The 22,539-nt window shown below is 62.1% G+C and carries 24 protein-coding genes; 19 read left to right on the top strand and 5 right to left on the bottom strand.

Annotated features, from left to right (window positions below):
• The first annotated feature begins 7 nt into the window (after window positions 1-7).
• The 9 genes from ACN9MY_RS23980 (at window position 8) to ACN9MY_RS23940 (ending at window position 9,437) form a co-directional block, all read left to right on the top strand.
• Window positions 8-700, top strand: a complete 693-nt coding sequence (locus ACN9MY_RS23980; protein WP_426318824.1) for a phosphoribosylanthranilate isomerase — start codon at window positions 8-10, stop codon at window positions 698-700.
• Window positions 684-1,925 (top strand): tryptophan synthase subunit beta, encoded by a 1,242-nt coding sequence (trpB, locus tag ACN9MY_RS23975; protein WP_426163401.1) that lies wholly within the window; start codon window positions 684-686, stop codon window positions 1,923-1,925. The genes ACN9MY_RS23980 and trpB overlap by 17 nt, the downstream gene beginning before the upstream one ends.
• Before the next feature lie 114 nt (window positions 1,926-2,039).
• Complete coding sequence (trpA, locus tag ACN9MY_RS23970) at window positions 2,040-2,843, top strand: tryptophan synthase subunit alpha (RefSeq protein ID WP_426336232.1); 804 nt, start codon at window positions 2,040-2,042, stop codon at window positions 2,841-2,843.
• 89 nt (window positions 2,844-2,932) lie between these two features.
• Window positions 2,933-3,805, top strand: a complete 873-nt coding sequence (gene accD / locus ACN9MY_RS23965; RefSeq protein ID WP_090439030.1) for an acetyl-CoA carboxylase, carboxyltransferase subunit beta — start codon at window positions 2,933-2,935, stop codon at window positions 3,803-3,805.
• A 78-nt stretch (window positions 3,806-3,883) separates the two neighbouring features.
• Entirely contained in the window at window positions 3,884-5,173 is a 1,290-nt protein-coding gene (gene folC / locus ACN9MY_RS23960; protein WP_426336231.1) for a bifunctional tetrahydrofolate synthase/dihydrofolate synthase, read from the top strand.
• Window positions 5,174-5,184: 11 nt separating this feature from the next.
• Window positions 5,185-6,129: an SPOR domain-containing protein gene (locus ACN9MY_RS23955; protein WP_426318822.1), complete on the top strand. Its 945-nt coding sequence runs from the start codon at window positions 5,185-5,187 to the stop codon at window positions 6,127-6,129.
• Window positions 6,130-6,153: 24 nt separating this feature from the next.
• Complete coding sequence (locus ACN9MY_RS23950) at window positions 6,154-6,642, top strand: CvpA family protein (RefSeq protein ID WP_426336230.1); 489 nt, start codon at window positions 6,154-6,156, stop codon at window positions 6,640-6,642.
• 39 nt (window positions 6,643-6,681) lie between these two features.
• Window positions 6,682-8,208 carry an amidophosphoribosyltransferase gene (purF, locus tag ACN9MY_RS23945; protein WP_426163389.1) on the top strand — a complete coding sequence of 509 codons (1,527 nt, stop codon included), beginning with the start codon at window positions 6,682-6,684 and terminating at the stop codon, window positions 8,206-8,208.
• Window positions 8,208-9,437: a cystathionine gamma-synthase family protein gene (locus ACN9MY_RS23940; RefSeq protein ID WP_426336229.1), complete on the top strand. Its 1,230-nt coding sequence runs from the start codon at window positions 8,208-8,210 to the stop codon at window positions 9,435-9,437. The genes purF and ACN9MY_RS23940 overlap by 1 nt, the downstream gene beginning before the upstream one ends.
• A 92-nt stretch (window positions 9,438-9,529) precedes the next feature.
• Here the strand turns inward: ACN9MY_RS23940 and ACN9MY_RS23935 are convergent, their stop codons facing one another.
• The 3 genes from ACN9MY_RS23935 to lexA all read right to left on the bottom strand — a co-directional run bounded on the left by ACN9MY_RS23935 (window position 9,530) and on the right by lexA (window position 13,021).
• On the bottom strand, window positions 9,530-10,993 hold the full coding sequence (locus ACN9MY_RS23935) for a hypothetical protein (protein WP_426318819.1): 1,464 nt from the start codon (window positions 10,991-10,993) through the stop codon (window positions 9,530-9,532).
• A 105-nt stretch (window positions 10,994-11,098) separates the two neighbouring features.
• Window positions 11,099-12,127, bottom strand: a complete 1,029-nt coding sequence (locus ACN9MY_RS23930; RefSeq protein ID WP_426336228.1) for an alpha/beta fold hydrolase — start codon at window positions 12,125-12,127, stop codon at window positions 11,099-11,101.
• 204 nt (window positions 12,128-12,331) lie between these two features.
• Complete coding sequence (gene lexA, locus ACN9MY_RS23925) at window positions 12,332-13,021, bottom strand: transcriptional repressor LexA (protein ID WP_426163381.1); 690 nt, start codon at window positions 13,019-13,021, stop codon at window positions 12,332-12,334.
• A 130-nt stretch (window positions 13,022-13,151) separates the two neighbouring features.
• Between lexA and ACN9MY_RS23920 the strand changes: the two genes are divergently transcribed.
• From ACN9MY_RS23920 to ACN9MY_RS23875, 10 genes are all read left to right on the top strand, one after another.
• Window positions 13,152-13,613, top strand: a complete 462-nt coding sequence (locus ACN9MY_RS23920) for a hypothetical protein (RefSeq protein ID WP_426163379.1) — start codon at window positions 13,152-13,154, stop codon at window positions 13,611-13,613.
• A 240-nt stretch (window positions 13,614-13,853) separates the two neighbouring features.
• Window positions 13,854-14,234, top strand: a complete 381-nt coding sequence (rpsF, locus tag ACN9MY_RS23915) for a 30S ribosomal protein S6 (RefSeq protein ID WP_090438998.1) — start codon at window positions 13,854-13,856, stop codon at window positions 14,232-14,234.
• A gap of 18 nt (window positions 14,235-14,252) precedes the next feature.
• Entirely contained in the window at window positions 14,253-14,546 is a 294-nt protein-coding gene (gene priB / locus ACN9MY_RS23910) for a primosomal replication protein N (protein WP_028104934.1), read from the top strand.
• A gap of 31 nt (window positions 14,547-14,577) precedes the next feature.
• A complete protein-coding gene (gene rpsR / locus ACN9MY_RS23905; protein WP_057259638.1) occupies window positions 14,578-14,868 on the top strand; it encodes a 30S ribosomal protein S18 in 291 nt (96 codons plus the stop codon).
• A gap of 34 nt (window positions 14,869-14,902) precedes the next feature.
• On the top strand, window positions 14,903-15,355 hold the full coding sequence (gene rplI, locus ACN9MY_RS23900) for a 50S ribosomal protein L9 (RefSeq protein ID WP_055931250.1): 453 nt from the start codon (window positions 14,903-14,905) through the stop codon (window positions 15,353-15,355).
• Window positions 15,356-15,451: 96 nt separating this feature from the next.
• Window positions 15,452-16,843, top strand: coding sequence for a replicative DNA helicase (locus tag ACN9MY_RS23895; RefSeq protein ID WP_130312785.1), 1,392 nt, complete (start codon window positions 15,452-15,454; stop codon window positions 16,841-16,843).
• Between the two features lie 66 nt (window positions 16,844-16,909).
• Window positions 16,910-17,536 carry a DUF47 domain-containing protein gene (locus ACN9MY_RS23890; protein ID WP_426163373.1) on the top strand — a complete coding sequence of 209 codons (627 nt, stop codon included), beginning with the start codon at window positions 16,910-16,912 and terminating at the stop codon, window positions 17,534-17,536.
• A gap of 16 nt (window positions 17,537-17,552) precedes the next feature.
• The gene (locus ACN9MY_RS23885) at window positions 17,553-18,563 is read left to right on the top strand and encodes an anion permease (RefSeq protein ID WP_426163371.1); all 1,011 of its coding nucleotides are present in this window, start codon (window positions 17,553-17,555) and stop codon (window positions 18,561-18,563) included.
• A gap of 71 nt (window positions 18,564-18,634) precedes the next feature.
• Window positions 18,635-19,195 (top strand): helix-turn-helix domain-containing protein, encoded by a 561-nt coding sequence (locus ACN9MY_RS23880; protein WP_426163369.1) that lies wholly within the window; start codon window positions 18,635-18,637, stop codon window positions 19,193-19,195.
• A complete protein-coding gene (locus tag ACN9MY_RS23875) occupies window positions 19,183-19,785 on the top strand; it encodes a GNAT family N-acetyltransferase (protein WP_426318817.1) in 603 nt (200 codons plus the stop codon). Before ACN9MY_RS23880 ends, ACN9MY_RS23875 begins: the two co-directional genes overlap by 13 nt.
• Here ACN9MY_RS23875 and ACN9MY_RS23870 read toward each other — a convergent pair.
• Both ACN9MY_RS23870 and ACN9MY_RS23865 read right to left on the bottom strand, forming a co-directional pair.
• Window positions 19,782-20,174 carry a VOC family protein gene (locus ACN9MY_RS23870; RefSeq protein WP_426318816.1) on the bottom strand — a complete coding sequence of 131 codons (393 nt, stop codon included), beginning with the start codon at window positions 20,172-20,174 and terminating at the stop codon, window positions 19,782-19,784. The two genes, ACN9MY_RS23875 and ACN9MY_RS23870, sit on opposite strands and share 4 nt — an antisense overlap.
• Window positions 20,171-22,534 carry a GspE/PulE family protein gene (locus ACN9MY_RS23865; protein ID WP_426318815.1) on the bottom strand — a complete coding sequence of 788 codons (2,364 nt, stop codon included), beginning with the start codon at window positions 22,532-22,534 and terminating at the stop codon, window positions 20,171-20,173. The genes ACN9MY_RS23870 and ACN9MY_RS23865 overlap by 4 nt, the downstream gene beginning before the upstream one ends.
• Window positions 22,535-22,539 lie beyond the last annotated feature (5 nt).

Here is a 22,539-nt window from a genome sequence, read left to right as displayed (position 1 = left end):
TTCATCCATGCCACGCACGCGCATCAAGATCTGCGGCCTGACCCGCGAAGAAGACGTCCAGGCAGCCGTCGCTGCAGGCGCCGATGCGGTGGGTTTTGTGTTTTACGAGAAGAGCCCGCGCTACGTGGCGCCGGCCCGCGCGGCCGAGTTGATTACGCTGCTGCCGCCCTTCGTGACGCCGGTCGGCCTGTTCGTCAATCACACGGCGCAGCAGGTGGCCGACACGGTGGCAGTCGCGCCAGTGTCACTTTTGCAATTCCATGGCGACGAAACCGCGGAGCAATGCGCGCAAGCGGCGCGTGCGGCGGGCAGGGCATTTGTGCGTGTCTTCCGCGTCAAACCCGACACAAGCGGCGCTGAGCTGCTAGAATATGAGCGACTTTGCCGCGCATCCAGTGGCTTGTTCTCGGGCCTCCTGCTCGACACCTTCGTGGATGCATATGGCGGCGCAGGAAAGGTTTTCGATTGGTCCCTAATCCCAAAAGATCTCGCGCATCGGGCCGTTTTGAGTGGTGGCTTGAGCGTGCAAAATGTGACTGGCGCAGTGGCCAGCGTTCGCCCTTACGCGGTTGACGTCTCAAGTGGCGTCGAGCGCGCCAAGGGTATCAAAGATGCTCGCCTGATCGCGGACTTCATCCGCGGCGTGCGGGCAGCAGATGCCACTATTGAGAAAGATCCGCACCATGAAAACCCCGGTTGATGCGCCTCCTGCGCACCTGTTCCACGCCTCGTCTTACCACCTGCCTGATGCCACCGGCCATTTCGGCCCTTACGGCGGCTCCTTCGTTGCCGAAACCCTGAGCTACGCGCTGGCCGAGCTGCGCGAAGCCTATGACCGCTACAGCAAGGACGAACTGTTCCTTGAAGAGTTCCGCTATGAGCTGAAGCACTTCGTCGGCCGTCCATCGCCTGTGTATCACGCCAAGCGCTGGTCCGAGCAACTGGGCGGCGCGCAAATCTTCTTCAAGCGCGAAGACCTGAACCACACCGGCGCGCACAAGATCAACAACGTGATCGGCCAGGCCTTGTTGGCCAAGCGCATGGGCAAGCCGCGCATCATCGCCGAAACCGGCGCCGGCCAGCACGGCGTTGCCACTGCCACCATCTGCGCGCGCTTCGGCCTGGAATGCGTGGTGTACATGGGCAGCGAGGACGTGAAACGCCAGGCGCAGAACGTGTATCGCATGAAGCTCCTGGGCGCGACCGTGGTGCCGGTGGAATCCGGCTCCAAGACCCTGAAAGATGCGCTAAACGAGGCGATGCGCGACTGGGTCACCAATATTGAAAACACTTTCTACATCATCGGCACGGTGGCGGGTCCGCATCCGTATCCGATGATGGTGCGCGATTTCCAGTCCGTGATCGGCGAGGAATGCCTGCAGCAGATGCCCGAGATGACCGGGCGCCAGCCGGACTATGTGGTGGCCTGCATCGGCGGCGGTTCGAATGCGATGGGTATTTTCTATCCTTATATCGACCAGGCTGCGACGGCGCTGGTGGGCGTGGAGGCGGCAGGCGAGGGGCTGGACACCGGCAAGCACGCTGCTTCGCTGACGGCCGGCTATCCGGGCGTTTTGCACGGCAACCGCACTTACCTGCTGCAGGACGAGGGCGGGCAGATTATCGAGACGCACTCGGTGTCGGCGGGCCTGGATTATCCGGGCGTGGGCCCTGAGCACTCCTACCTGAAGGATTCGGGACGTGCGCAGTATGTGTCGATCACCGATGATGAGGCGCTGCAGGCTTTCCATGATTGCTGCCATATCGAGGGGATCATTCCTGCGCTGGAGTCTTCGCATGCGCTGGCCTATGCGGCCAAGCTGGCGGCGACACTGACGAAGGACAAGATCATCCTGGCCAACCTGTCGGGCCGGGGGGACAAGGATATGCACACCGTCGCCCAGCGCGCCGGCCTGCAGTTCTAAAACCGGTAAACCGGTGCCTGACCCGCAGGGTCAGGCACCTGGCCAGCGACCGCCGCGTACCAGTGTCTGACCCCGTGGGTCAGACACTGCCTTACCGGTTTGAAAGGAAAAAACATGACTCGTATCGCACAAACCTTCGCCGCCCTGAAAGCGCAAAACAAGAAAGCCCTGGTCACCTTCATCACCGCAGGCGACCCGCAGCCCGGCAAAACCGTGGAACTGATGCACGCCCTGGTCGAGGGCGGCGCCGACATTCTCGAACTCGGCATCCCATTCTCCGACCCGATGGCCGAAGGTCCCGTGATCCAGCGCGCCTGCGAGCGTGCGCTGGCCAACGGCGTCGGCATCCGCGACTGCTTCGACTTCGTGCGCGAATTCCGCAAAACCAACACGACCACCCCAGTCGTCCTGATGGGCTACGCCAACCCGATCGAGCGCCTCGGCGCCGACGCCTGCATCGACGCCAGCCGCGCCGCCGGTGCCGATGGCGCGATCGTGGTCGACTACCCCCCGGAAGAGTGCGAGGAATTCGCCGCCAAGATGCGCGCGGCCGGGCAGGACCTGATCTTCCTGCTGGCCCCGACGTCGACCGAGCAGCGCGTGCAGCAAGTGGCGCGCGTCGGCAGCGGTTTCACGTACTATGTGTCGCTGAAGGGCGTCACCGGCGCCGGCCATATCGATACCGAAGACGTGGCGCGCCGGCTGGACATGATCCGCAAGCACGTCCAGCTGCCGTTGGGCGTCGGTTTCGGCATCCGCGACGGCGCCACGGCCAAGGCTGTGGCTTCGGTGGCCGATGCGGTGGTGATCGGCAGCCGCATCATCCAGGAAATCGAAGCGGCCGGCCCGGAAAATGCTGCAAAATCAGTACGATCGTTCGTTTCCGGCATTCGCCAGGCACTCGACGAAAACCGTTGATTTGAGAGCAATGTTCTGCCTGTTTTGTTCGACAGGACAGGCAGAACCGGCTACACTTCCGGCCTAAGTTAGTGCAAGAGGAGAAATTTATGAGCTGGTTGGAAAAATTGCTGCCACCGCGCATCCAGCGCTCGGAAGCTGCCGCTCGCAAGACAATGCCTGAAGGCCTGTGGGTGAAATGCCCATCCTGCGAGGCAGTGCTGTACCGTACCGACCTCGAGTCGAACCTGCACGTCTGCCCCAAGTGCGACCACCACATGCGTATCCGCGCCCGCGAGCGCCTGGATGCACTGCTGGACGCCGGCGGCCGTTATGAAATCGGCCAGGAGACCCTGCCGGTCGATACGCTGAAGTTCAAGGACAGCAAGAAATACCCTGATCGCCTGAAGCAGGCGATGGAAGCCACCGGTGAAACCGACGCCCTGATCGCGATGGGCGGCTCGATCATGAGCCTGCCGGTTGTGGTGGCTTGCTTCGAATTCGAATTCATGGGCGGCTCCATGGGTTCCGTGGTGGGCGAACGCTTTGCCCGCGCGGCCCAGGTGGCGCTGGAGCAGAAGGTGCCGTTCATCTGCGTGACCGCCACCGGCGGCGCACGTATGCAGGAAGGCCTGCTGTCGCTGATGCAGATGGCAAAAACCACTGCCATGCTGACCAAGCTGGCCGAGAAGAAGCTGCCGTTCATCTCCGTGCTGACCGACCCGACCATGGGCGGCGTGTCGGCATCGTTCGCCTTCATGGGCGACGTGGTGATGGCCGAGCCGAAGGCGCTGATCGGCTTTGCCGGCCCGCGCGTGATCGAGAATACCGTGCGTGAAAAGCTGCCGGAAGGCTTCCAGCGTTCCGAGTTCCTGCTGACCAAGGGCGCGATCGACATGATCGTGGACCGCCGCCAGATGCGCGAAGAAATCGCACGCCTGCTGGCGCTGATGCAGAACCAGGCCGCGGAAGTGCTGGCCTAAGCTTTACGTCGAGTTTTAAGTATCACCGGCGCGCGCAGCCTCCTGCGCTGCGCGCCCAAAAATCCCTCCCTGGCGATAATGTCCAATCTCCCGAATACCCTCCCTGAATGGCTTGCGCTGATCGAGTCGCGCCATGCCGAAACCGTCATCAACATGGGCCTGGACCGCGTGCGCGCCGTCAAGGAACGCATGGCGCTTGCCTTCAAGTGCCCGGTCATCATGGTGGCCGGCACCAACGGCAAGGGCTCGACCTGCGCCATGCTGGAATCGATCCTGCTGCAAGGCGGCTACCGTGTCGGCCTGTACATCAAGCCGCACTTCCTGCACTTCAATGAGCGTGCGCGCCTGAACGGCGACATGGCCAGCGATGAGCAACTGGTGGAGAGCTTCAATTTCGTGGAACGGGCGCGCGGCGATATTTCGCTGACCTATTTCGAGTTCACCACACTGGCCATCATGCACCTGATGTCGCAGGCGACGCTGGACGTGGTCATCCTGGAAGTTGGCCTGGGCGGCCGCCTGGATGCGGTCAATGTGATCGATGCCGACGTGTCGATCGTGACCAGCGTCGATATCGACCACGTCGATTACCTGGGCGGTACGCGCGAACAGATCGGCTTTGAAAAGGCCGGCATCTTCCGCACCGGCAAGGCAGCGATCTGCAGCGACCCGGTGCCGCCGCAGTCCCTGATCGACCACGCCATGGAAATCGGCGCTGACCTCTGGCTGATGGGCCGCGATTTCAATTATGCGGGCGACAAGCAGCAGTGGAACTACGGCGGCCGGTCGCAGCGCCGCAATTCGCTGGCCTATCCCGGCCTGCGCGGCGCCAACCAGTTGCTGAACGCCTGCGCGGCGCTGGCGGCCCTGGAGGCGCTGAAGATGGAACTGCCGGTTGGCGCGCAGGAGGTGCGTACCGGGCTGGTGATGGTAGAGCTGCCGGGCCGCTTCCAGGTGCTGCCAGGCCGTCCGACGGTGATCTACGACGTGGCGCACAACCCGCACGCGGCGGCGGCGCTGGCGCAGAACGTAGGCAATATGGGCTTCAGCCCATTTACCTTCGCGGTGTTCGGTTCCATGCACGACAAGGATATCGATGGCGTCATCAAGGCCATGGCGCCATGCGTGGACCATTGGTGCCTTACCAATTTGCCATCGCCGCGCGCAGCCACCGCTTCCGAGCTGGCTGCCAAGGTGCAGCTAATTGAGCCGAAAATGGACGAAAAAACCGTCAATATTTTCGATGATCCAGGCCAGGCATTCGCAAATGCGATGAGCAGGGCAGGCGAGAATGATAGAATTGTGGTCTTTGGATCATTCCTGACTGTCGCCGGCGTCATGGCGGCGAAAAAATCCTCACTCCACTGAGAACATTCCGCATGGGCTTGTTATCGAAATTTGGCAAAAACAAGCAAGATGCTGCTGGTGAAGACAGCGGCTACTACCGCGCGCAGGACGACAGGGCCCTGGACGAAAAGGCCCGTTCCAAGCGCGCATCCAGCGCTGGCGCCGACGCGGCGCCGCGCCGCAATTCCAGCAAAAATTCCCCCGATCCGGTCCTGCCGGAGAAGAAACGCGCCCGCCGTCGCCTGGTAGGCGCGATCGCGCTGGCGCTGGCCGTTGCCATCGGCCTGCCGATGCTGCTCGACTCGGAGCCGAAATCATCGGTGTCCGATATCGCCATCAGCATGCCGTCGAAGGACAAGCCGGGCGAACCGCTGAATGGCGGCCCTGCCGTGGCGCCTGCGCTCGAGCAGCCTGCCCAGGCGCCAGCTCCGGCGGCCAACAAGCCAGTCTCCGCGTCGCCATCGACGCGTACCGTGGCTCCTGTTGCCGCAGCGGGCGCGTCGCTGGATAAAGGCGAAGAGATTGTCCACGTGCCGACCAAGCCGGCCGTGACCGAAACTCCGAAGCCGCCAAAAGCGGCCGAACCGAAAGCGACCGAGCAGAAAGTCGCCAAGGCCGAGGTGAAGCATCCCGAACCGAAGCCTGAACCAAAGAAACCGGAACCTAAACAGGAAGCCAAGCCTGCCCACACTGACGATGCGCGCGCCATGGCTATCCTGGAAGGCAAGCCAGCCGAAGCAGCGCCTTCGACCAAATACGTGGTCAAGGTCGCCGCCTTCGCGACCAAAGACAAAGTGGACGAGCTGCAGCGCAAGCTTGGCGAAGCCGGCATCAAGTCCTATGCGCAGAAAGTCAACACCGCCAACGGCGAATTGACCAGCGTGCGAGTCGGTCCATTCCCGAACAAGGAAGAGGCCGAAAAGGTCAAAGCCAAGCTGGGCAAACTGGGCCTTAGCGGCAACGTGACCCCGGCCTGACTGATGATTTGAGGCTGCGCTGACGTGACGATTTTCGATTACCTGGTTATTTTCGTGCTGATCGCATCCATCGTCATCAGTACCATGCGCGGCCTGGTCAAGGAAGTATTGTCGCTGGCTGGCTGGATCGTTGCCTTCGTCATCGCCAACGCTTACGGTCCATGGCTCGCGCCCATGCTGCCGGAAGCCCTGCCGGGCGAGGTGGTGCGCCTGATCGTTGCCTTCATTGCGCTGTTTATCGGAGTGCTCATCCTCATGGCCTTGTTGACCATGGCAATCAATGCGCTGATCGAAGCCGGCGGCCTGTCGTTCGCCGACCGCGGCCTGGGAGCCCTGTTCGGGCTCGGCCGGGGCATTGTGATTGTGCTGGCCGGCGTCATATTGTGTGGGATGACCTCCATGCCCAAGCAGGAATTCTGGAAAGGCGCGCTGTTGAGTCCCGTGGCGGAATCCGGCGTGCGTACCGTGAAACCATTCCTGCCCGCCGCGATGGCGGAGCATGTCCATTTTTAGAATTCTTTAAATCCGCAGCACCAAGTTTAGGAGCACACCATGTGTGGCATCGTCGGCGTCGTATCCCACCAACCAGTCAACCAGATGCTGTATGACGCGCTGCTGCTGTTGCAGCACCGCGGCCAGGATGCGGCAGGCATCGCAACCAACCAAAGCAACACGTTCTCGATGCACAAGGCCAATGGCCTGGTGCGCGACGTGTTCCGTACCCGTAATATGCGTTCGCTGAACGGCAATTCCGGTATCGGCCACTGCCGCTACCCGACCGCCGGTTCCTCCAGCGAAGAAGAAGCGCAGCCGTTCTACGTCAACGCGCCGTTCGGCATCACGCTGGCGCACAACGGCAACCTGACCAACTGGGAACAGCTCAAGGACGAGATGTTCAAGAACGACCGCCGCCACATCAACACCGATTCCGATTCGGAAGTGCTGTTGAACGTGCTGGCGCACGAGATCCAGAAAGCCTCCACGGACGTCACCCTGACCCCGGCCAACATCTTCCAGGCGGTGACGGTGCTGATCAAGCGCGTGCGCGGCGGCTATGCCGCGGTGGCGCAGATCGCAGGCAGCGGCATGCTGGCCTTCCGCGACCCGAACGGCATCCGCCCGCTGTGCCTGGGGGCGAACGAAACCGCCGACGGCACCGAATACATGATCGCATCCGAATCCGTCGCGCTGGAAGGCATGGGCTTCCGCTTCGTGCGCGACGTGTTGCCGGGTGAAGCGATCTTCATCGACAACGACAACCAGCTGCATGCGCAGATCTGCGCCGCTGCGCCAAAACTGAATCCATGCGTGTTCGAATATGTCTACCTGGCGCGTCCCGACTCGGTGATTGACGGCGCCTCGGTCTACAACACCCGCCTGAAGATGGGCGAATACCTGGCCGACAAGATCAAGCGCGAAGGCCTGGCCGAAGGCGTGGACGTCGTGATGCCTATCCCTGACTCTTCGCGTCCTGCCGCGATCCAGCTGGCGATGCGCCTGGGTGTGGATTACCGCGAAGGCTTCATCAAGAACCGCTACATCGGCCGCACCTTCATCATGCCGGGCCAGGCAATGCGCAAGAAATCCGTGCGCCAGAAGCTGAACGCCATCGGCGACGAATTCAAGGACAAGGTCGTGCTGCTGGTGGACGATTCGATCGTGCGTGGCACCACCTCGCGCGAGATCGTGCAAATGGCGCGCGAAGCCGGCGCCAAGAAAGTGATCTTCGCCTCCGCCGCACCGCCAGTGCTGTACCCGAACGTGTACGGCATCGACATGCCGACCCGCGACGAACTGATCGCCCACGGCCGCACGCTGGACGAAATCTGCAAGGAAATCACCGCCGACGCGCTGGTCTATCAGGACCTGGAAGACCTGAAGAAATCGATCGCCGACGTGAACCCGGCGTTGACCGAGTTCGAGGCCTCCTGCTTCGACGGCAAGTACATCACCGGCGACGTGTCGGCCGAGTACCTGGACCGCATCGAACAGGCGCGCCACAACCCGACCAAGGCCAAGGTTGCCGAAGACGCGGCACGCACGCAACTGAACCTGAACACTGCTACGACGGAATCCTGATGAAGAACTACGGCTTCACGACGACCATCCTGCACAACGACCGCCAGAAAGGCATCGAACACGGCTCCCTGCATAAGCCGATCCATACCTCGGTGACGTTCGGCTACGCCGACGCGCGCCAGCTGGCGTCGGTGTTCCAGGGCAAGGAGCCGGGCTTCCGCTACGGCCGCCAGGGCAACCCGACGGTTGCCGCGCTGGAGGACAAGGTCAGCAAGATGGAGCAGGGCGTGGGCACGATCTGCTTTGCCACGGGCATGGGCGCCATCGGCGCCGTGTTCCAGGCGCTGCTGCGTGCCGGCGACCATGTCGTGTCGTCGTCGTTCCTGTTCGGGAATACCAACTCGCTGTGGCAGACCGTGGCGGGGCAGGGCGTGGGCGTGGACTTTGTCGACGCCACCGACGTGGCAAACGTAGCCGCGGCGCTGAAGCCAGAAACCCGCATGGTGTTCGTGGAGACCATCGCCAACCCGCGCACCCAGATCGCCGACCTCAAACGCATCGGTGAACTGTGTGCCGCGCGCGGTATCCTGTACATCGTCGACAACACGATGACGTCGCCCTACCTGTTCCGGCCGAAGGACGTGGGCGCGGGCCTGGTGGTGAATGCGCTGACCAAATCCATCGGCGGCCATGGCAACGCGCTGGGCGGCGCGCTGACCGACACCGGCGCTTACGACTGGACCAGGTTCCCGAATATCTTCGAGAACTACAAGAAAAATCCAGCGGTGCAGTGGGGCCTGGTGCAAATCCGCGCCAAGGCGCTGCGCGATTTCGGCGCCTCGCTGGCGCCGGAAGCTGCACACCATATCGCCGTCGGCGCCGAAACGCTGGCACTGCGCATGGACCGCACATCGGCCAACGCGCGCGCCCTGGCCGAAATGCTGGAAACCGACGAGCGCGTGGCAGCCGTGTACTACCCGGGGCTCAAATCGCACCCGCAGCATGGCATCGCAGCGGAGCTGTTCAAGGACTTCGGCTCGTTGCTGAGCTTCGAGCTGAAGGAGGGCATCGACTGCTTCGACTACCTCAACAAGCTGAAGCTCGCGATCCCGACTTCCAACCTCGGCGACACGCGTACGCTGGTGATCCCGGTCTCGCACACCATCTTCTACGAGATGGGCCCCGAACGCCGCGCTTCGATGGGTATCGCCGAGAGCCTGATTCGCGTCTCCGTCGGCATCGAAGATACCGCCGACCTGATCGCCGACTTCAAGAACGCATTGGATTAAGAGACGAAAGTCGGGGTCAGGTCTGGCAATCCGCCACGTTTTTCGCCATGCGAAAAACGTGGCGGATTGCCAGACCTGACCCCGACTTTTATTTAGTACGGGACGCCGAAGATGGCGCTGAAGCGGGCTTTCTGCTCCACTGTCGCGGCCGGGTCGCGCAGCAGGTAGGTTTCCAGCATGCCGAATTGCTCAAGGCGCAGGCCGATCTCCTTGAATAGCGGGCTCAGATCCGGCGCCTTGCTGGTGGCGACGATGTTGTTCAGCAGCGGGTCGAGGTCGACGCCGCTGATCGCCTTGCCGATGCGGACAATATCGGCCTGGTCGTATTGCTTGCCCTTGTGCCCGAACTCCTTGTACATCTCGTTCAGCAGCGTGTCGAGGCTGACCTTGCCCTTGCTGGCCTTGCGCAGTTCGACGTCCATCGCCAGGCCGGCGATCGTGCCGCCGCCGTAGACCAGCAGCCAGTTGCGGTGCTTGTCCTTCACCGCTTCGCGTACGGTGACGGTCAAGCCTTGCACGTTGCGCGCGACGTTCTGGCCGCGTGCGAGATTTTCCAGCTGCTGGATCAGCATGCTGCGGTCCATCAGCTTGTTGCGCGCCATGGTGATCACGGTGACGTAGTCGTTCACCCCTTCCTTGAACCATTCCTCGCTTTCGTTCTTCGGCACCAGCGAGTGGCCATCCCAGAAATGGGCCAGTTCGTGCGCCATTACCTTGCCCCAGATCGGACGGGCGACTTCGCTGCCGTCGTCTTTCAGGTATTGGCTGAAGGAGCCGGCAAACGCACCGCCGTCGCCGCTATCGCCCTGGTTGATCACGATCAGGAAGCGGTCGGCGACCGGTCCGCGGCCATACAGCTTCTGGTAGCTGTTCATCTGCTTGTCGATCATGGAGATGAAGGCGTCGCGACGCTTCCAGTACTGCTTGCCCATCACCAGCGTCATTTCAACACCGCCCGCCTTGAAGGTTTCCGCGTGAGCCGTGCCGAAGAAGAAGGCGTTGTTCACCAGTTCACGCCGCGACTCGACCAAAAAGGTGCCCGGCTTGCCGGTGCTGCGCCAAGGCGTATTGGCTTTCCATCCTATCGGCAGGTCGAATGTGACTTCGGTTTGCCCGAGCATTTTCTCGCCGGGGACGATGAACAATGGATAGCCGACCGACATCAAGCCTTCGTCGGTGTGATAGGACACTTCTTCGTTCCCGCCCGGCCATTGGTATTTGTCGTGCTCCAGCCGGATGTCGTAAGACAGGCGCAGGCGGCGGTCGCCGTCCACGTCGTATTCGCCTTCGCCCTTGTCTTTCAGGACGACGGCATTGCCGGCCATGTCGTGCACTTGCAGTTTTTCGATCAGGTCGGCTTGGCCGTTTTTGAGCTGCGGTATCGGCATGCAGTTGAACAGCGCGAGGTCGCGGCCCTCGACCCAGACGTCGGCTTCGACGTGGGCGCGTTTGGCATCCTTGTCGATGCTGAGGCGGTAGTGGTTGGCCTGGTTGTCGAAGGCGAACGCGGATTGCGCCGCCAGCATCGCAGCTGCGATGCAGAAAGGCTTGAACATCAAATCTCCCCGGTTGTGGTGTGCTTTTTGTGACTGTAAGTGAGCGCAGCCACCCGGGGAGCGTGGCTGCGACGAAATGCAGGATTGGCTAGACAGGCTGCAGGTTTAGCGTAGCGCTTTTTCCACAATGGCCTTCATGGCAGGCATGGCGCAGCGCAGCGCTGCGTGGCCACAGTCGGTGTCAAGCACGGTGGCTTCTTCCTTGCGCAGCTTGGAGAAGGCGATTGCCGGCCCAGGGTTGACCAAATGGTCTTGGGCTGCATTGATCGGGACCAGTCGCGCCTTGATGCGCGGCGCCGCGTCTTCCAGCTTGCCGCCCTGGGCGATATCGTGGCCCAGTACAGCGCGGATCTGCCAGAGGGAATTGTTGGCGTCAGTGCCGTCAGGATCGGAGGCCTGGCTCTCGCGGAAGAATTTTTCAAAGTCCTTCGGCGCGGTGCGTGCGCTGCGATGCGCCGGGCTGTCGAAGTTCATTGCGAACAGCAGGTTATACATCGGCAGCGGCGGGTTCTGGGCATAGCGGCCGCCTGCGTAGGCTGGCTCGTCAAGTACCGACTTTTCAACGATGCGCAGGAACAGCATGTCGGACGATGTCAGTCGCGGTGTGCCGGCGATGGGAATGGCTACGTCCATGAAGCCCGGGTAGCTGGCGGCCCATTGGAAGGCCTGCATGCCGCCCATCGAGTAGCCCATGACGGCGTGAAGGTGCTTGATGCCCAGTTTTTCGGTCAGGAGCTTGTGCTGGCTGGCGACCATGTCGCGTACCGAGAACTGCGGAAAGGAGGGGCCTGGTTGGGTCTTGCTGTTTGAAGGGGAGCAGGATACGCCATTGCCCAGTGCATCGACCACGATCACGTACCATGGCGCCGGATCGAACAGGGCGCCGCTTTGCAGCATCCCTGCCGCATCGCGGCTGGTGCCGGTGTGCCAGGTCGTGAACAGGATGACGTTTGATTTGTCAGCGTTGAGGGTGCCGAAAGTACGGTAGCCGATCGAGCAATCGTTGATGGTGGCTTTGTTTTCAAGCTGCAGGTCGCCCATGTTGGCGAACTGCTGTTGCGGGGCGGCGGCGTATGCGGTGGAAATGGACAGCGCCAAGGCGCACAGGATCGAGCTGATACGGCGGACGTGCATGTGATCTCCTCTCCTTTTTTCGATGCAAGAAGGATAACTCGAGCGGCCCTTGTCATGGAACCCGAGTGCGACAGAATGCAGAAATGGGGGCGCAGGCTGGCTTAAAACGGCATGCTGGCCAGCGGAGGGGCAGGGATTGCGCCAGCCGGGCCAGCGCGGGAGAAAGGCCCAGGGCGCACGTCGCACCCCGAGCGCAGGACGGTCTTAGTGCCAGGTTCGCATCAGGCCAACGGCCAGGCCTTCCAGGGCGAAGTCGTCTTCTTCGGTCACTGTGATCACCTTGAAGTCCGGATTTTCCGGCAGCAGTTCGATCTTGCTGCCGGTTTTGCGGTAGGTCTTGACGGTGACATCGTTGCCGATGCGGGCCACCACGACCTGGCCATTGCGGGCGCTGTCGGTCTTTTTCACGGCCAGCAGGTCGCCGTCCATGATGCCGATGTCGCGCATCGATTCACCGCGCACCTTCAGCAGGAAGTCCGGCTTGGCCGAGAACAGCTTGGGGTCGACGCTGTAGGTGGTCTCCAGGTTTTCCTGGGCCAGGATGGGCGAGCCGGCGGCGACGCGGCCGATCAGCGGCAGGGAAACCAGCATGCCGGCCGGGACGGCTGGCATGTCGTCGAATTCGACATTGGCACGAGCGGCCGGGCGCGGCGCTGCTGCACCGGTCGCCGGGCCGCCGAAGTTGCCGGTCAGGCGAATGCCGCGCGAGGTGCCGGCGGTAATTTCGATGGCGCCCTTGCGTTGCAGGGCTTTCAAGTGTTCTTCTGCAGCATTGGCGGACTTGAAGCCAAGCTCCGCCGCGATTTCGGCGCGGGTAGGCGGGAAGCCGGTGCTGTCGATCGCATCCTTGATCAGGTTGAGGATCTGTTCTTGTCGTGCTGTGAGCTTGATCATGGCGCTATGGTGAACTGTGGATATAGACAGTCTGTATTTTTGTACAGTATGAAAGGAATTGCAAGCAAATTTGTTGCAATGACAGAAAATATTCGGCTTAATAATGTTTCGACAACCATTGGAGGGCAGGATGGGACGGTTTGCTTTCTTGCTGGCGGCGGGGATTTCCTTGTTCGGTGCCGTGATTCATTTCGCGGCGCCTTGGCTGGGGCCGGAGTGGTATGCCTTCCTGCAGGCGCCGCCCAAGGTCGTTGCATCAGCCCGCGCCGGGACGTGGTTCGCGCCGGCTGGCGCGGTAGTCATAGGGGCCTTGATGTTGATCTGCTCCTTGTATGCGCTGGCTGGCGCAGGGCGCTTGCGCTGGTTGCCATTTGCGCAAATGGCGCAGGGCACGATTGCTGCGATTTGCCTGCTGCGCGGGCTGCTGGTGGTGCCTTACTTGTACAAATTCCCCGATCGTGTGTGGACGTTTGATGTGGTCGCCTCCCTGGTCTGGCTGGCGGCCGGGCTCGGGTTCCTCGCCGGGATCTTGCAATCGTCTGAGGCGACGCAGCCTGCCATGGCGGCGAGGGGCGAAGCCTCAGGCGATTAAGCCGCAGGCAAGCAGCGCGTCATCCAGGGTTCTTACCTGGAGCAATGCAAGGGCGCAGCTTCCAGGCGGCGTCGACTGGTCCATGCCCCGGCATGCCAGCCCAGCGGGCAGGGGGCTTTGCGCGCCATCAGTAAACCTTGAGCCGGCCGGCAAAGTCTGCTATGCTTGCGGGCTTACCTCTTCCCACACCCGTCTTGACGCCGGGGTGGGCTATATTCACAGTCCTTAAGGGAGTTATTAATGCGTCACTACGAAATCGTATTTATCGTCCACCCGGACCAAAGCGAGCAAGTGCCCGCGATGATCGAACGTTACAAGACCAGCGTGACCTCGCGCGGCGGTAACGTGCACCGTGTTGAAGATTGGGGCCGCCGTCAAATGGCGTACTCGATCCAGAAACTGGCCAAGGCACACTACATCTGCCTGAACATCGAATGCGACAACGAGACCCTGGTTGAGCTGGAAACCGCATTCAAATTCAATGATGCCGTGCTGCGTCACCTGACCGTCAAGATGAAGAAAGCGGAAACCGCTCCTTCCCCGATGATGAAGTCGGTCCAGCGTGAAGACGCGGCCAAGAGCCATCGCGCCGAAGCCCCAGCAGCTCCTGCAGCGGCCTAATTCCTGACAGGAGACGGTCTGTACAACCAGCTCCGGGTTACCGCCCTGATCGCCGAACGGGATGAGATTCGATACACCCCGGCCGGCCTGCCGATTGTGAATGCAAGCTTGCAGCACAGTTCGCAGCAGACAGAGGCAGGCATTGCCCGACTGACCGAGTTTGAAGTCCCTGCCGTTGCGGCAGGTGAGTTGTCAAAACGATTCAGTCAGGCGCCCCTTGGAGGCTTGTACGAGTTCACCGGTTTCCTGGCCAAGAAGAACCGCAATAGCAGAACCCTGGTGTTTCACATCATTGATTTTCGTGCTGTCTAAACAGCGCAATTTTTAAATACAGGAGCCTAAAATGGCATTCGGTAAAAAGTTCGACAAAAACAAGCTCAAGCTGAAAGAAAAGCGCAAGCAACAAAACCCACTGTTCAAGCGCAAGAAGTTCTGCCGCTTCACCGCCGCTGGCGTTGAGCAAGTGGACTACAAAGACGTAGACACCCTGAAAGATTTCATCCAGGAAAACGGCAAGATCATGCCAGCACGCCTGACCGGCACCAAGGCGCACTACCAGCGCCAAGTTGACACCGCGATCAAGCGCGCCCGCTACCTGGCCCTGCTGCCATACACCGATCTGCACCACGCTTAATTAGCGATCAGATCAGAGATCCTGGAGAATTAATATGCAAATCATCCTGCTGGAAAAAGTTGTTAACGTCGGCAACCTGGGCGACGTGGTGAAAGTGAAAGACGGCTACGCCCGTAACTTCCTGATCCCTCAGAAACTGGCACGCCGCGCTACCGCTGCTGCTGTTGCTGAATTCGAAGCCAAGCGCGCCGAACTGGAAAAAGCTGCTGCCGCCAAGCTGGCTGCTGCCCAAGCCCAAGGCGAGAAGCTGAACGGCATGACCGTGACCGTGTCGCAGAAAGCCGGCGTTGACGGCCGCCTGTTCGGTTCCGTGACCAACTTCGACATCGCTGAAGCCCTGACCAAAGCTGGCTTCGCAGTGGAAAAGTCCGCTGTGCGCCTGCCAACCGGTCCTCTGAAAACCACCGGCGAGTTCCCAGTGGCTGTTGCCCTGCACACCGACGTGGTCGCAGAAGTGACCGTGGCTGTTGTTGGCGAAGCTGCTTAATCAGCGTCGTAAATACAGCAAGAAAGCCGGGTTCGCCCGGCTTTTTTTATTTTCAGGGATTATTACGGCGTTGCCGAAGCAGGTATAATGCGCGCCATGAACGCCGCACCCCAGTCCGACCCACAAGTCGATTCCCTCCGCATCCCGCCGCACTCGATCGAGGCAGAGCAATCTGTCATCGGTGGTTTGTTGCGTGACAACGCGGCGTGGGACCGTATTGCGGACTTCATGAATGCGGAAGACTTCTACCGCTACGACCACCGCATCATCTTCGAGCAGATGATTCGCCTGATTAACTCGGGCAAGCCGGCCGACGTGGTGACCGTGTTCGAGGCCCTCAGCATGCTGGGCAAGGCGGAAGAGGTGGGCGGCATGGCCTACCTGAACGCCATGGCGCAGAACACCCCTTCGGCCGCCAATATCCGCCGCTATGCGGAAATCGTGCGTGACCGCGGCGTGCTGCGCAAGCTGATTACCGTGGCCGACGAAGTGTCGGGCAACGCCTTCAGCCCGCAGGGCAAGGACGTGAAGCAGATCCTGGACGAGGCGGAAGCAAAGATTTTCGCCATCGCCGAAGCCGGTTCGCGCGGCGCCGCCGGTTGGCTGCCGGTGCAGCCGCTGCTGACCCAGGTGGTGGAGCGTATCGACGAACTGTATTCGCGCGACTCCAGCTCCGAAATCACCGGCGTGCCGACCGGCTGGACCGACCTGGATAAAATGACTTCCGGCCTGCAGCCTGGCGACATGGTGGTTGTTGCTGGCAGGCCATCAATGGGCAAGACCGCATTTTCCATGAACATCGCCGAAAACGTGGCGGTGGAGGCGGGCCTGCCGGTCGCCGTGTTCTCGATGGAGATGGGCGGCGTGCAGCTGGCCATGCGTATGCTTGGCTCGGTCGGCCTGCTGGACCAGCACCGCCTGCGTACCGGCAAACTGATCGACGAGGATTGGCCGCGCCTGACGCACGCCATCCAGAAAATGAATGAAGCCCAGGTCTACATCGACGAGACCCCGGCACTGAACCCGATCGAGATGCGCGCCCGTGCGCGCCGCCTGGCCCGCCAATGCGGCAAGCTGGGCCTGATCGTGGTCGACTACCTGCAACTGATGCAGGGCAGCCAGCCGGGCGACAACCGCTCGGCCGAGATCTCCGAGATCTCGCGTTCCCTGAAGGGACTGGCCAAAGAGCTGCATTGCCCCGTCATTGCGCTATCCCAGCTGAACCGCTCGCTGGAACAACGTCCCAATAAACGTCCCGTCATGTCCGACCTGCGCGAATCCGGCGCTATCGAGCAGGACGCGGACGTGATCATTTTCCTGTATCGCGACGAAGTCTATAACCCGGACTCGCCGGATAAAGGTACCGCCGAGATCATTATCGGCAAGCAGCGTAACGGTCCAATCGGTGCGGTGCGCCTGACCTGGATCGGTGCGTACACCAAGTTTGGCAATTACACCGGTAACCTGTCGATCTACCAAGGCGACTGATTACCAGGCGGGCCACGCTGGGTGGCCATGCTGCAGTATCTACGAATCAACCAACGGAGAACAAAAATGTTTGGACGCTTGATGCCCTCGGAGGGCAAATTCTTTGACATGTTTAACCAGCATGCCGAACTTTGCGTGAAGGGCGCCAAAGAGATGCTGGGCCTGATGGCCAATTTCGACGACCTGGAAAACCGTGTCCACGCCATCGAAAGCATCGAAAAGCAGGCTGACAAGATCACCTACCAGGCGGTGGACCTGCTGCACAAAACTTTCATCACCCCGCTGGACCGCGACGACATCCACAAGCTGATCACCAAGATGGACGACATCCTGGACCTGATGGAAGACGCCGCCCAGACCGTGTCGCTGTACGACCTGCACTCCGTCACCCCGGAAGCCAAGCGCCTGGCCGAACTGGTCCTGGCCTGCACCGAAAAGGTGAAGGATGCCGTGGCCCTGCTGTCGAACATGGACAATGCGTCCCGGATCGTCGGCATCTGCGAAGAGATCGACCGCCTGGAATCGGACGCCGACCACGTGATGCGCGCTGCCATGTCCAAGCTGTTCCGCGACGAACCGGACGTGCGCAACCTGATCAAGATGAAGGCTATCTACGAGATCCTGGAAACCGTCACCGACCGCTGCGAAGATGTTGCCAACATCATCGAAGGCATCATCGTCGAAAACGCATAATTAAAAAGATCATTTCATGAGCAACCTCGAAATTAGCATCTGGGCGCTGGGGGCACTGGTCTTCCTCGCACTGGTGTTCGACTTCATGAACGGCTTCCACGACGCCGCGAATGCGATCGCCACGGTGGTGTCCACCGGCGTGCTGAAACCGCAGACCGCCGTGATGATGGCTGCCTTTTTCAACTTCATCGCGATATTCGTGGTCGGCCTGAAAGTGGCGACCACCATCGGCAAGGGAACCATCGAACCCTCGGTGATCGACCATTACGTCATCTTCGGCGCGCTGATAGGGGCGATCGTCTGGAACGTGATCACCTGGTACTACGGCATTCCATCCTCGTCCTCGCACGCCCTGATCGGCGGCCTGGTGGGCGCAGCGGTGGCCAAGTCCGGTACCGGCGCGCTGATCTCCGGCGGCTTGATCAAGACCGTGGTGTTCATCGTCGTGGCGCCGCTGCTGGGCTTCGTGCTTGGTTCGCTGATCATGCTGATCGTGTCGTGGGTCTTTGTGAAATCGACCCCGCGCAAAGTTGACGGCTGGTTCCGCCGGCTGCAGCTGCTGTCCGCGGCCGGCTACTCGCTGGGCCACGGCGGCAACGACGCGCAGAAGACCATGGGCATCATCTGGATGCTGCTGATCGCTTCCGGCCATGTGGCTGCCGGCGACGCGGCGCCGCCGGTGTGGGTCATCGTGGCCTGCTACGGCGCGATCTCGTTCGGCACGCTGTTCGGCGGCTGGCGTATCGTCAAGACCATGGGCCAGAAGATCACCAAGCTGAAACCGGTGGGCGGCTTCTGCGCCGAAACCGGCGGTGCGATCACCCTGCTGATGGCGTCCTTCTGGGGCGTTCCCGTCTCCACCACCCACACCATCACCGGCGCGATCGTCGGCGTGGGTTCGGCGCAGAAGATGTCGGCCGTGCGCTGGGGCGTGGCAGGAAATATCGTGTGGGCCTGGATCTTTACCATTCCTGCTTCCGCCTTCGTGGCGGCGGTGGCATGGTGGGTCGGCAAGCACATCATGTAATTCCCGAAGGGGCGCTGCGGCGCCCTTTTATTTTGCTCACAAATTCTCAAAATTGGGATATATTCTCAATTATGGGAAATTCATTCGAAGACCGCCTGGTGCGGCGCCTGGCCGGCTTGCGCGAAGAGCGCATGCTGTCGCTGGAGGAACTGGCTGCGCAGAGCGGCATCAGCCGCGCTACCTTGTCGCGCCTGGAGCGCGGCGAAACCAGCCCGACGGCGGAAATGCTGGGCAAGCTGTGCGCTGTTTACGGCATGCCGATGTCGCGCCTGATCGCGGAAGTGGAGCAGGCGCCGGTGCAGTTGATCCGCCGCGCCGAGCAGGCCGAGTGGCACGATCCGGCCACCGGATTCGTGCGCCGCATGGTGTCGCCGCCGGCGCGCGGCTTCCGGGCGGAGATGATCGAAGGACGGCTGCCGCCCGGCGCCGTGATCGAATACGCGCAGCCGCCGGTGAATGGCCTGGAGCAGCATATGTGGATGCTGTCGGGGGTGCTGGACTACACCATCGACGGCAGCCTGCACCGGCTGCAGCCGGGCGATTGCCTGCGCTTCCACCTGCATGGTGCGACGCGTTTTTCCTGTCCCGGGCCGGACCAGGCCCATTACCTGATTGCGATATGCGAACCATAGAACAACTGGATGGCGCCGGAGTGCTGGCGCACGCCGATCAATTGGCGGAAGTGCTGCGTGCCTGCGTGCTGGCCGGCGCCAGCGTAGGATTCGAACTGCCATGCCCGCGCGAGGAGGCGCGGGCGTTCTGGCTTGGCCTGCATGACGCCGTGGGGCGCGGCGAGCGCCGGCTGTTCATCGTGCGCGGCGCGGACGGGCGGATCGACGGTACGCTGCAACTGGTGCTGGCCGCCATGCCGAACAGCCGCCACCGCGCAGAACTGTCCAAGATGCTGGTGCACCCGCGCGCCCGCCGCCAAGGCGTGGCGCAGGCGTTGGTGCGTCACGCGGAGGCGACAGCGCGTGCCCTGGGCCGCACGCTGATCGTGCTCGACACCTGCAGCGGTGAACCGGCGGAAGGCATGTACCTGAAGCTTGGCTATGAGCGCTGCGGCGAGATCCCGCAATTCGCTACCATGCCGGACGGGCGCCTTGGCGCGACGACTTTCATGTACAAGCTGCTGCCGGGCGAGGCGGATGCGCTGGTGTTGACAGCGAAACTGGATGGCACGCTGCAGGCGATCACCGGCGACCGCGGCCGCACGCTTTAGGCCGGGTCGTGGCAGACCACGCACAGCTTGTTGCCGTGCGGGTCGCGGAAGTAGGCGCCGTAATAGTCGGGATGGTAGTGCGGTCGCAGGCCGGGCGGCCCTTCGCAGCTGCCGCCATGGGCCAGCGCCGCGGCGTAGGCGGCGTCGACGACCGCTCGCGATGGCGCCGCCAGGGCCACCATCTGGCCGTTGCCGGCGCCTGCCGCTTGGCCGTCGAACGGGCGGCCGACCAGGAATAGCGGACGGCCGCCTTCTGCCGGCTGCCAGCCGGCCCAGGGCCGCGTATCGTCGCGGAAGCGCAGCTTGTGGCCCAAGGCCGCCATCACGGCGCCATGGAAGCGGAAGGCTGCCTCGAAATCGGCGGCACCCAGGAAGATGTGGGAGATCATTTGATGCACACCTGGCGCACGGCCTTGATATCGGTAATACCCAGCAGGACCTTTTCGATCCCGTCCATTTTCAAAGTCAGCATGCCGTCTTCCAGCGCGGCCGCCAGCAACTGCGCGACGCGCGCATGCTCCTGCAGCAGCTTTTTCACGCGGTCGGTGCCGATCATCAATTCGTGCAGGCCGACGCGGCCGCGGTAGCCCTTGTTGCACTGTTCGCAGCCGACCGGCCGGTATAGCGTGAAGCGGCCTTCGGCGTCGGCATAGCGCTCGCGCCAGCCTGCCACTACCTGCTGGCGCGCGGCCAGCGCGTCACGCTGGAACGCGGAAGTGTTCTGCAGTTCTTCGCAGTATTCAGACAGCAGCAGGTCGAGTTCCGCTTCGCCCGGCTGGTAAGCCTCCTTGCAATTGCCGCACAAGCGCTTGGCCAGGCGCTGCGCCAGGATGCCGAGCAGCGCATCGGCGAAATTGAACGGGTCCATGCCCATGTCGAGCAGGCGCACCACCGATTCCGGCGCGCTGTTGGTGTGCAGGGTGGAGAACACCAGGTGGCCGGTCAGCGAAGCTTCGATGCCCATGCTGACGGTTTCCTTGTCGCGCATCTCGCCGACCATAATGATGTCCGGGTCGGCGCGCAGGAAGGCGCGCATCACGGTGGAAAATTCCAGGCCGGCCTTGCGGTTGACCTGCACCTGGCGCAAGCCTTTCTGCGTGATCTCCACCGGGTCTTCCGCGGTCCAGATCTTGGTTTCGGGCGTGTTCAGGTAGTTCAGCACCGAGTGCAGGGTGGTGGTCTTGCCGGAACCGGTCGGGCCGCATACGAAGAACAGGCCGTAGGGCTTTTCCACCGTGGCGCGCAGGCGGTCCAGGTTGGCCGGCAGCACGCCCAGCTTGTCGAGCGGGATCGGCTCGCCCGCCGCCAAGATACGCATCACCACGTCTTCGACGCCGCCGGCCGAAGGGATGGTGGCCACCCGCAATTCGATGTCGAGCGGGCCGTATTTCTTGAATTTGATCTTGCCATCCTGCGGCTTGCGGCGCTCGGAAATATCGAGGTCGCACATGATCTTGATGCGCGCCACCATGGCGGCCCGGTAGGAGGCTGGGATTTCGATGTAGGGCACCAGCACCCCGTCCTTGCGGAAGCGGATGCCGGTCTTGCCCTTGCCCGGCAGCGGTTCGATATGGATGTCCGACACGCCCTGGCGGTGCGCGTCGACGATGATCTTGTTGAGCAGCTTGACCAGCTCGTTCTCGACCGCTTCCGATACCTCCTGCGGCGCCTCGACGTCGCTGTCGCCATCCTCGCCCATGCCGGACAGCAGTTCGCCCACGCTGGTGGCATCGCCGGTGCCGAAGAACTGCCCCAGGGTCTGGGCGAATTCGGCGCGCGTGGTGACGCGGTAGTTGACGTGCACGCGCGGGAACACCTGGTTGACGATGTGCGACTGCATCACGCGGTCTGGGTCGATGGTCAGCACCAGCAGGCCGTCGCGGTTCTCCTCCAGTGGCAGCCAGCCCGACTCCTCGAGGTATTGCAGCGGAAGCTTTTTCAGCAAGTCGACCGGCCGCACGCGGTCGGGCCGCGCCGGCTCGTACGGGATGGTGTAGTACTTGGACAGTGCCGCGCCGAGGACTGCGGGCTTGACGTGGAAGTCCTGCACCAGCACCGCTTCCACATCGGCTTCCTTCTCGCGCGCGGTGCGCAGGGCTTGCTCCAGTTCCTGCGCCGACAGCACGCTGTCGGCCACCAGCGCATCGTAGCGGGTGCGCGGCAGCGGGGCCGGTTTCAGGCGCTGGCTGAAGGCCACGGCCAGGGTGTCGCCCAATTGGCGCACGCCTTCCAGCGCGATGGAGGAGAAGGGCTGGCCGTTGCGCGTATTGATGAACTGGACCACGCCCAGCAGGCGGTCATGGGCCATCGCTACCAGCGGCGCCACCAGCATCTGGCGCGTGCGGTAGCCGGTGCGCTGGTCGACGCCCTGCTGGAAGTGCAATTCGGGCGAAATGCGGCGCAATTCGTCGGCGTCATAGACGTCGCGGATGTTCAGCGTCTGGCGCGTCATGGCGACGTAGCCGGCAATGCTGGAAGCGTTGATGGCCAGCTTGAGGTCGCGGAAGCTGGTCATGCCGGTCTTCACCTTGGAGACGATATAGTTCTTCTCGTCGTTCATCGCATACAGGGTGAAGCGGTCGCATTCGAACAGGTCGCAGAACTCCATGCCCAGGTCGAGCATGATTTCGTCCAGGTTGCTGGTGGCGTGGATCTTGGTGGTGACGGCTTGCAGCTTGCGGAAGAAGGCCAGGCGGCGTTCGGTTTCGGCGCTGGAACTGGTATCAGGCAGTTGGTCGGTTTCGCTCATGCTTG

The sequence above is a fragment of the Pseudoduganella sp. R-31 genome, assembly GCF_049913235.1.
Taxonomy (GTDB): Bacteria; Pseudomonadota; Gammaproteobacteria; order Burkholderiales; family Burkholderiaceae_D; genus Rugamonas.
This window is presented reverse-complemented; position numbering and strand designations above follow the sequence as displayed.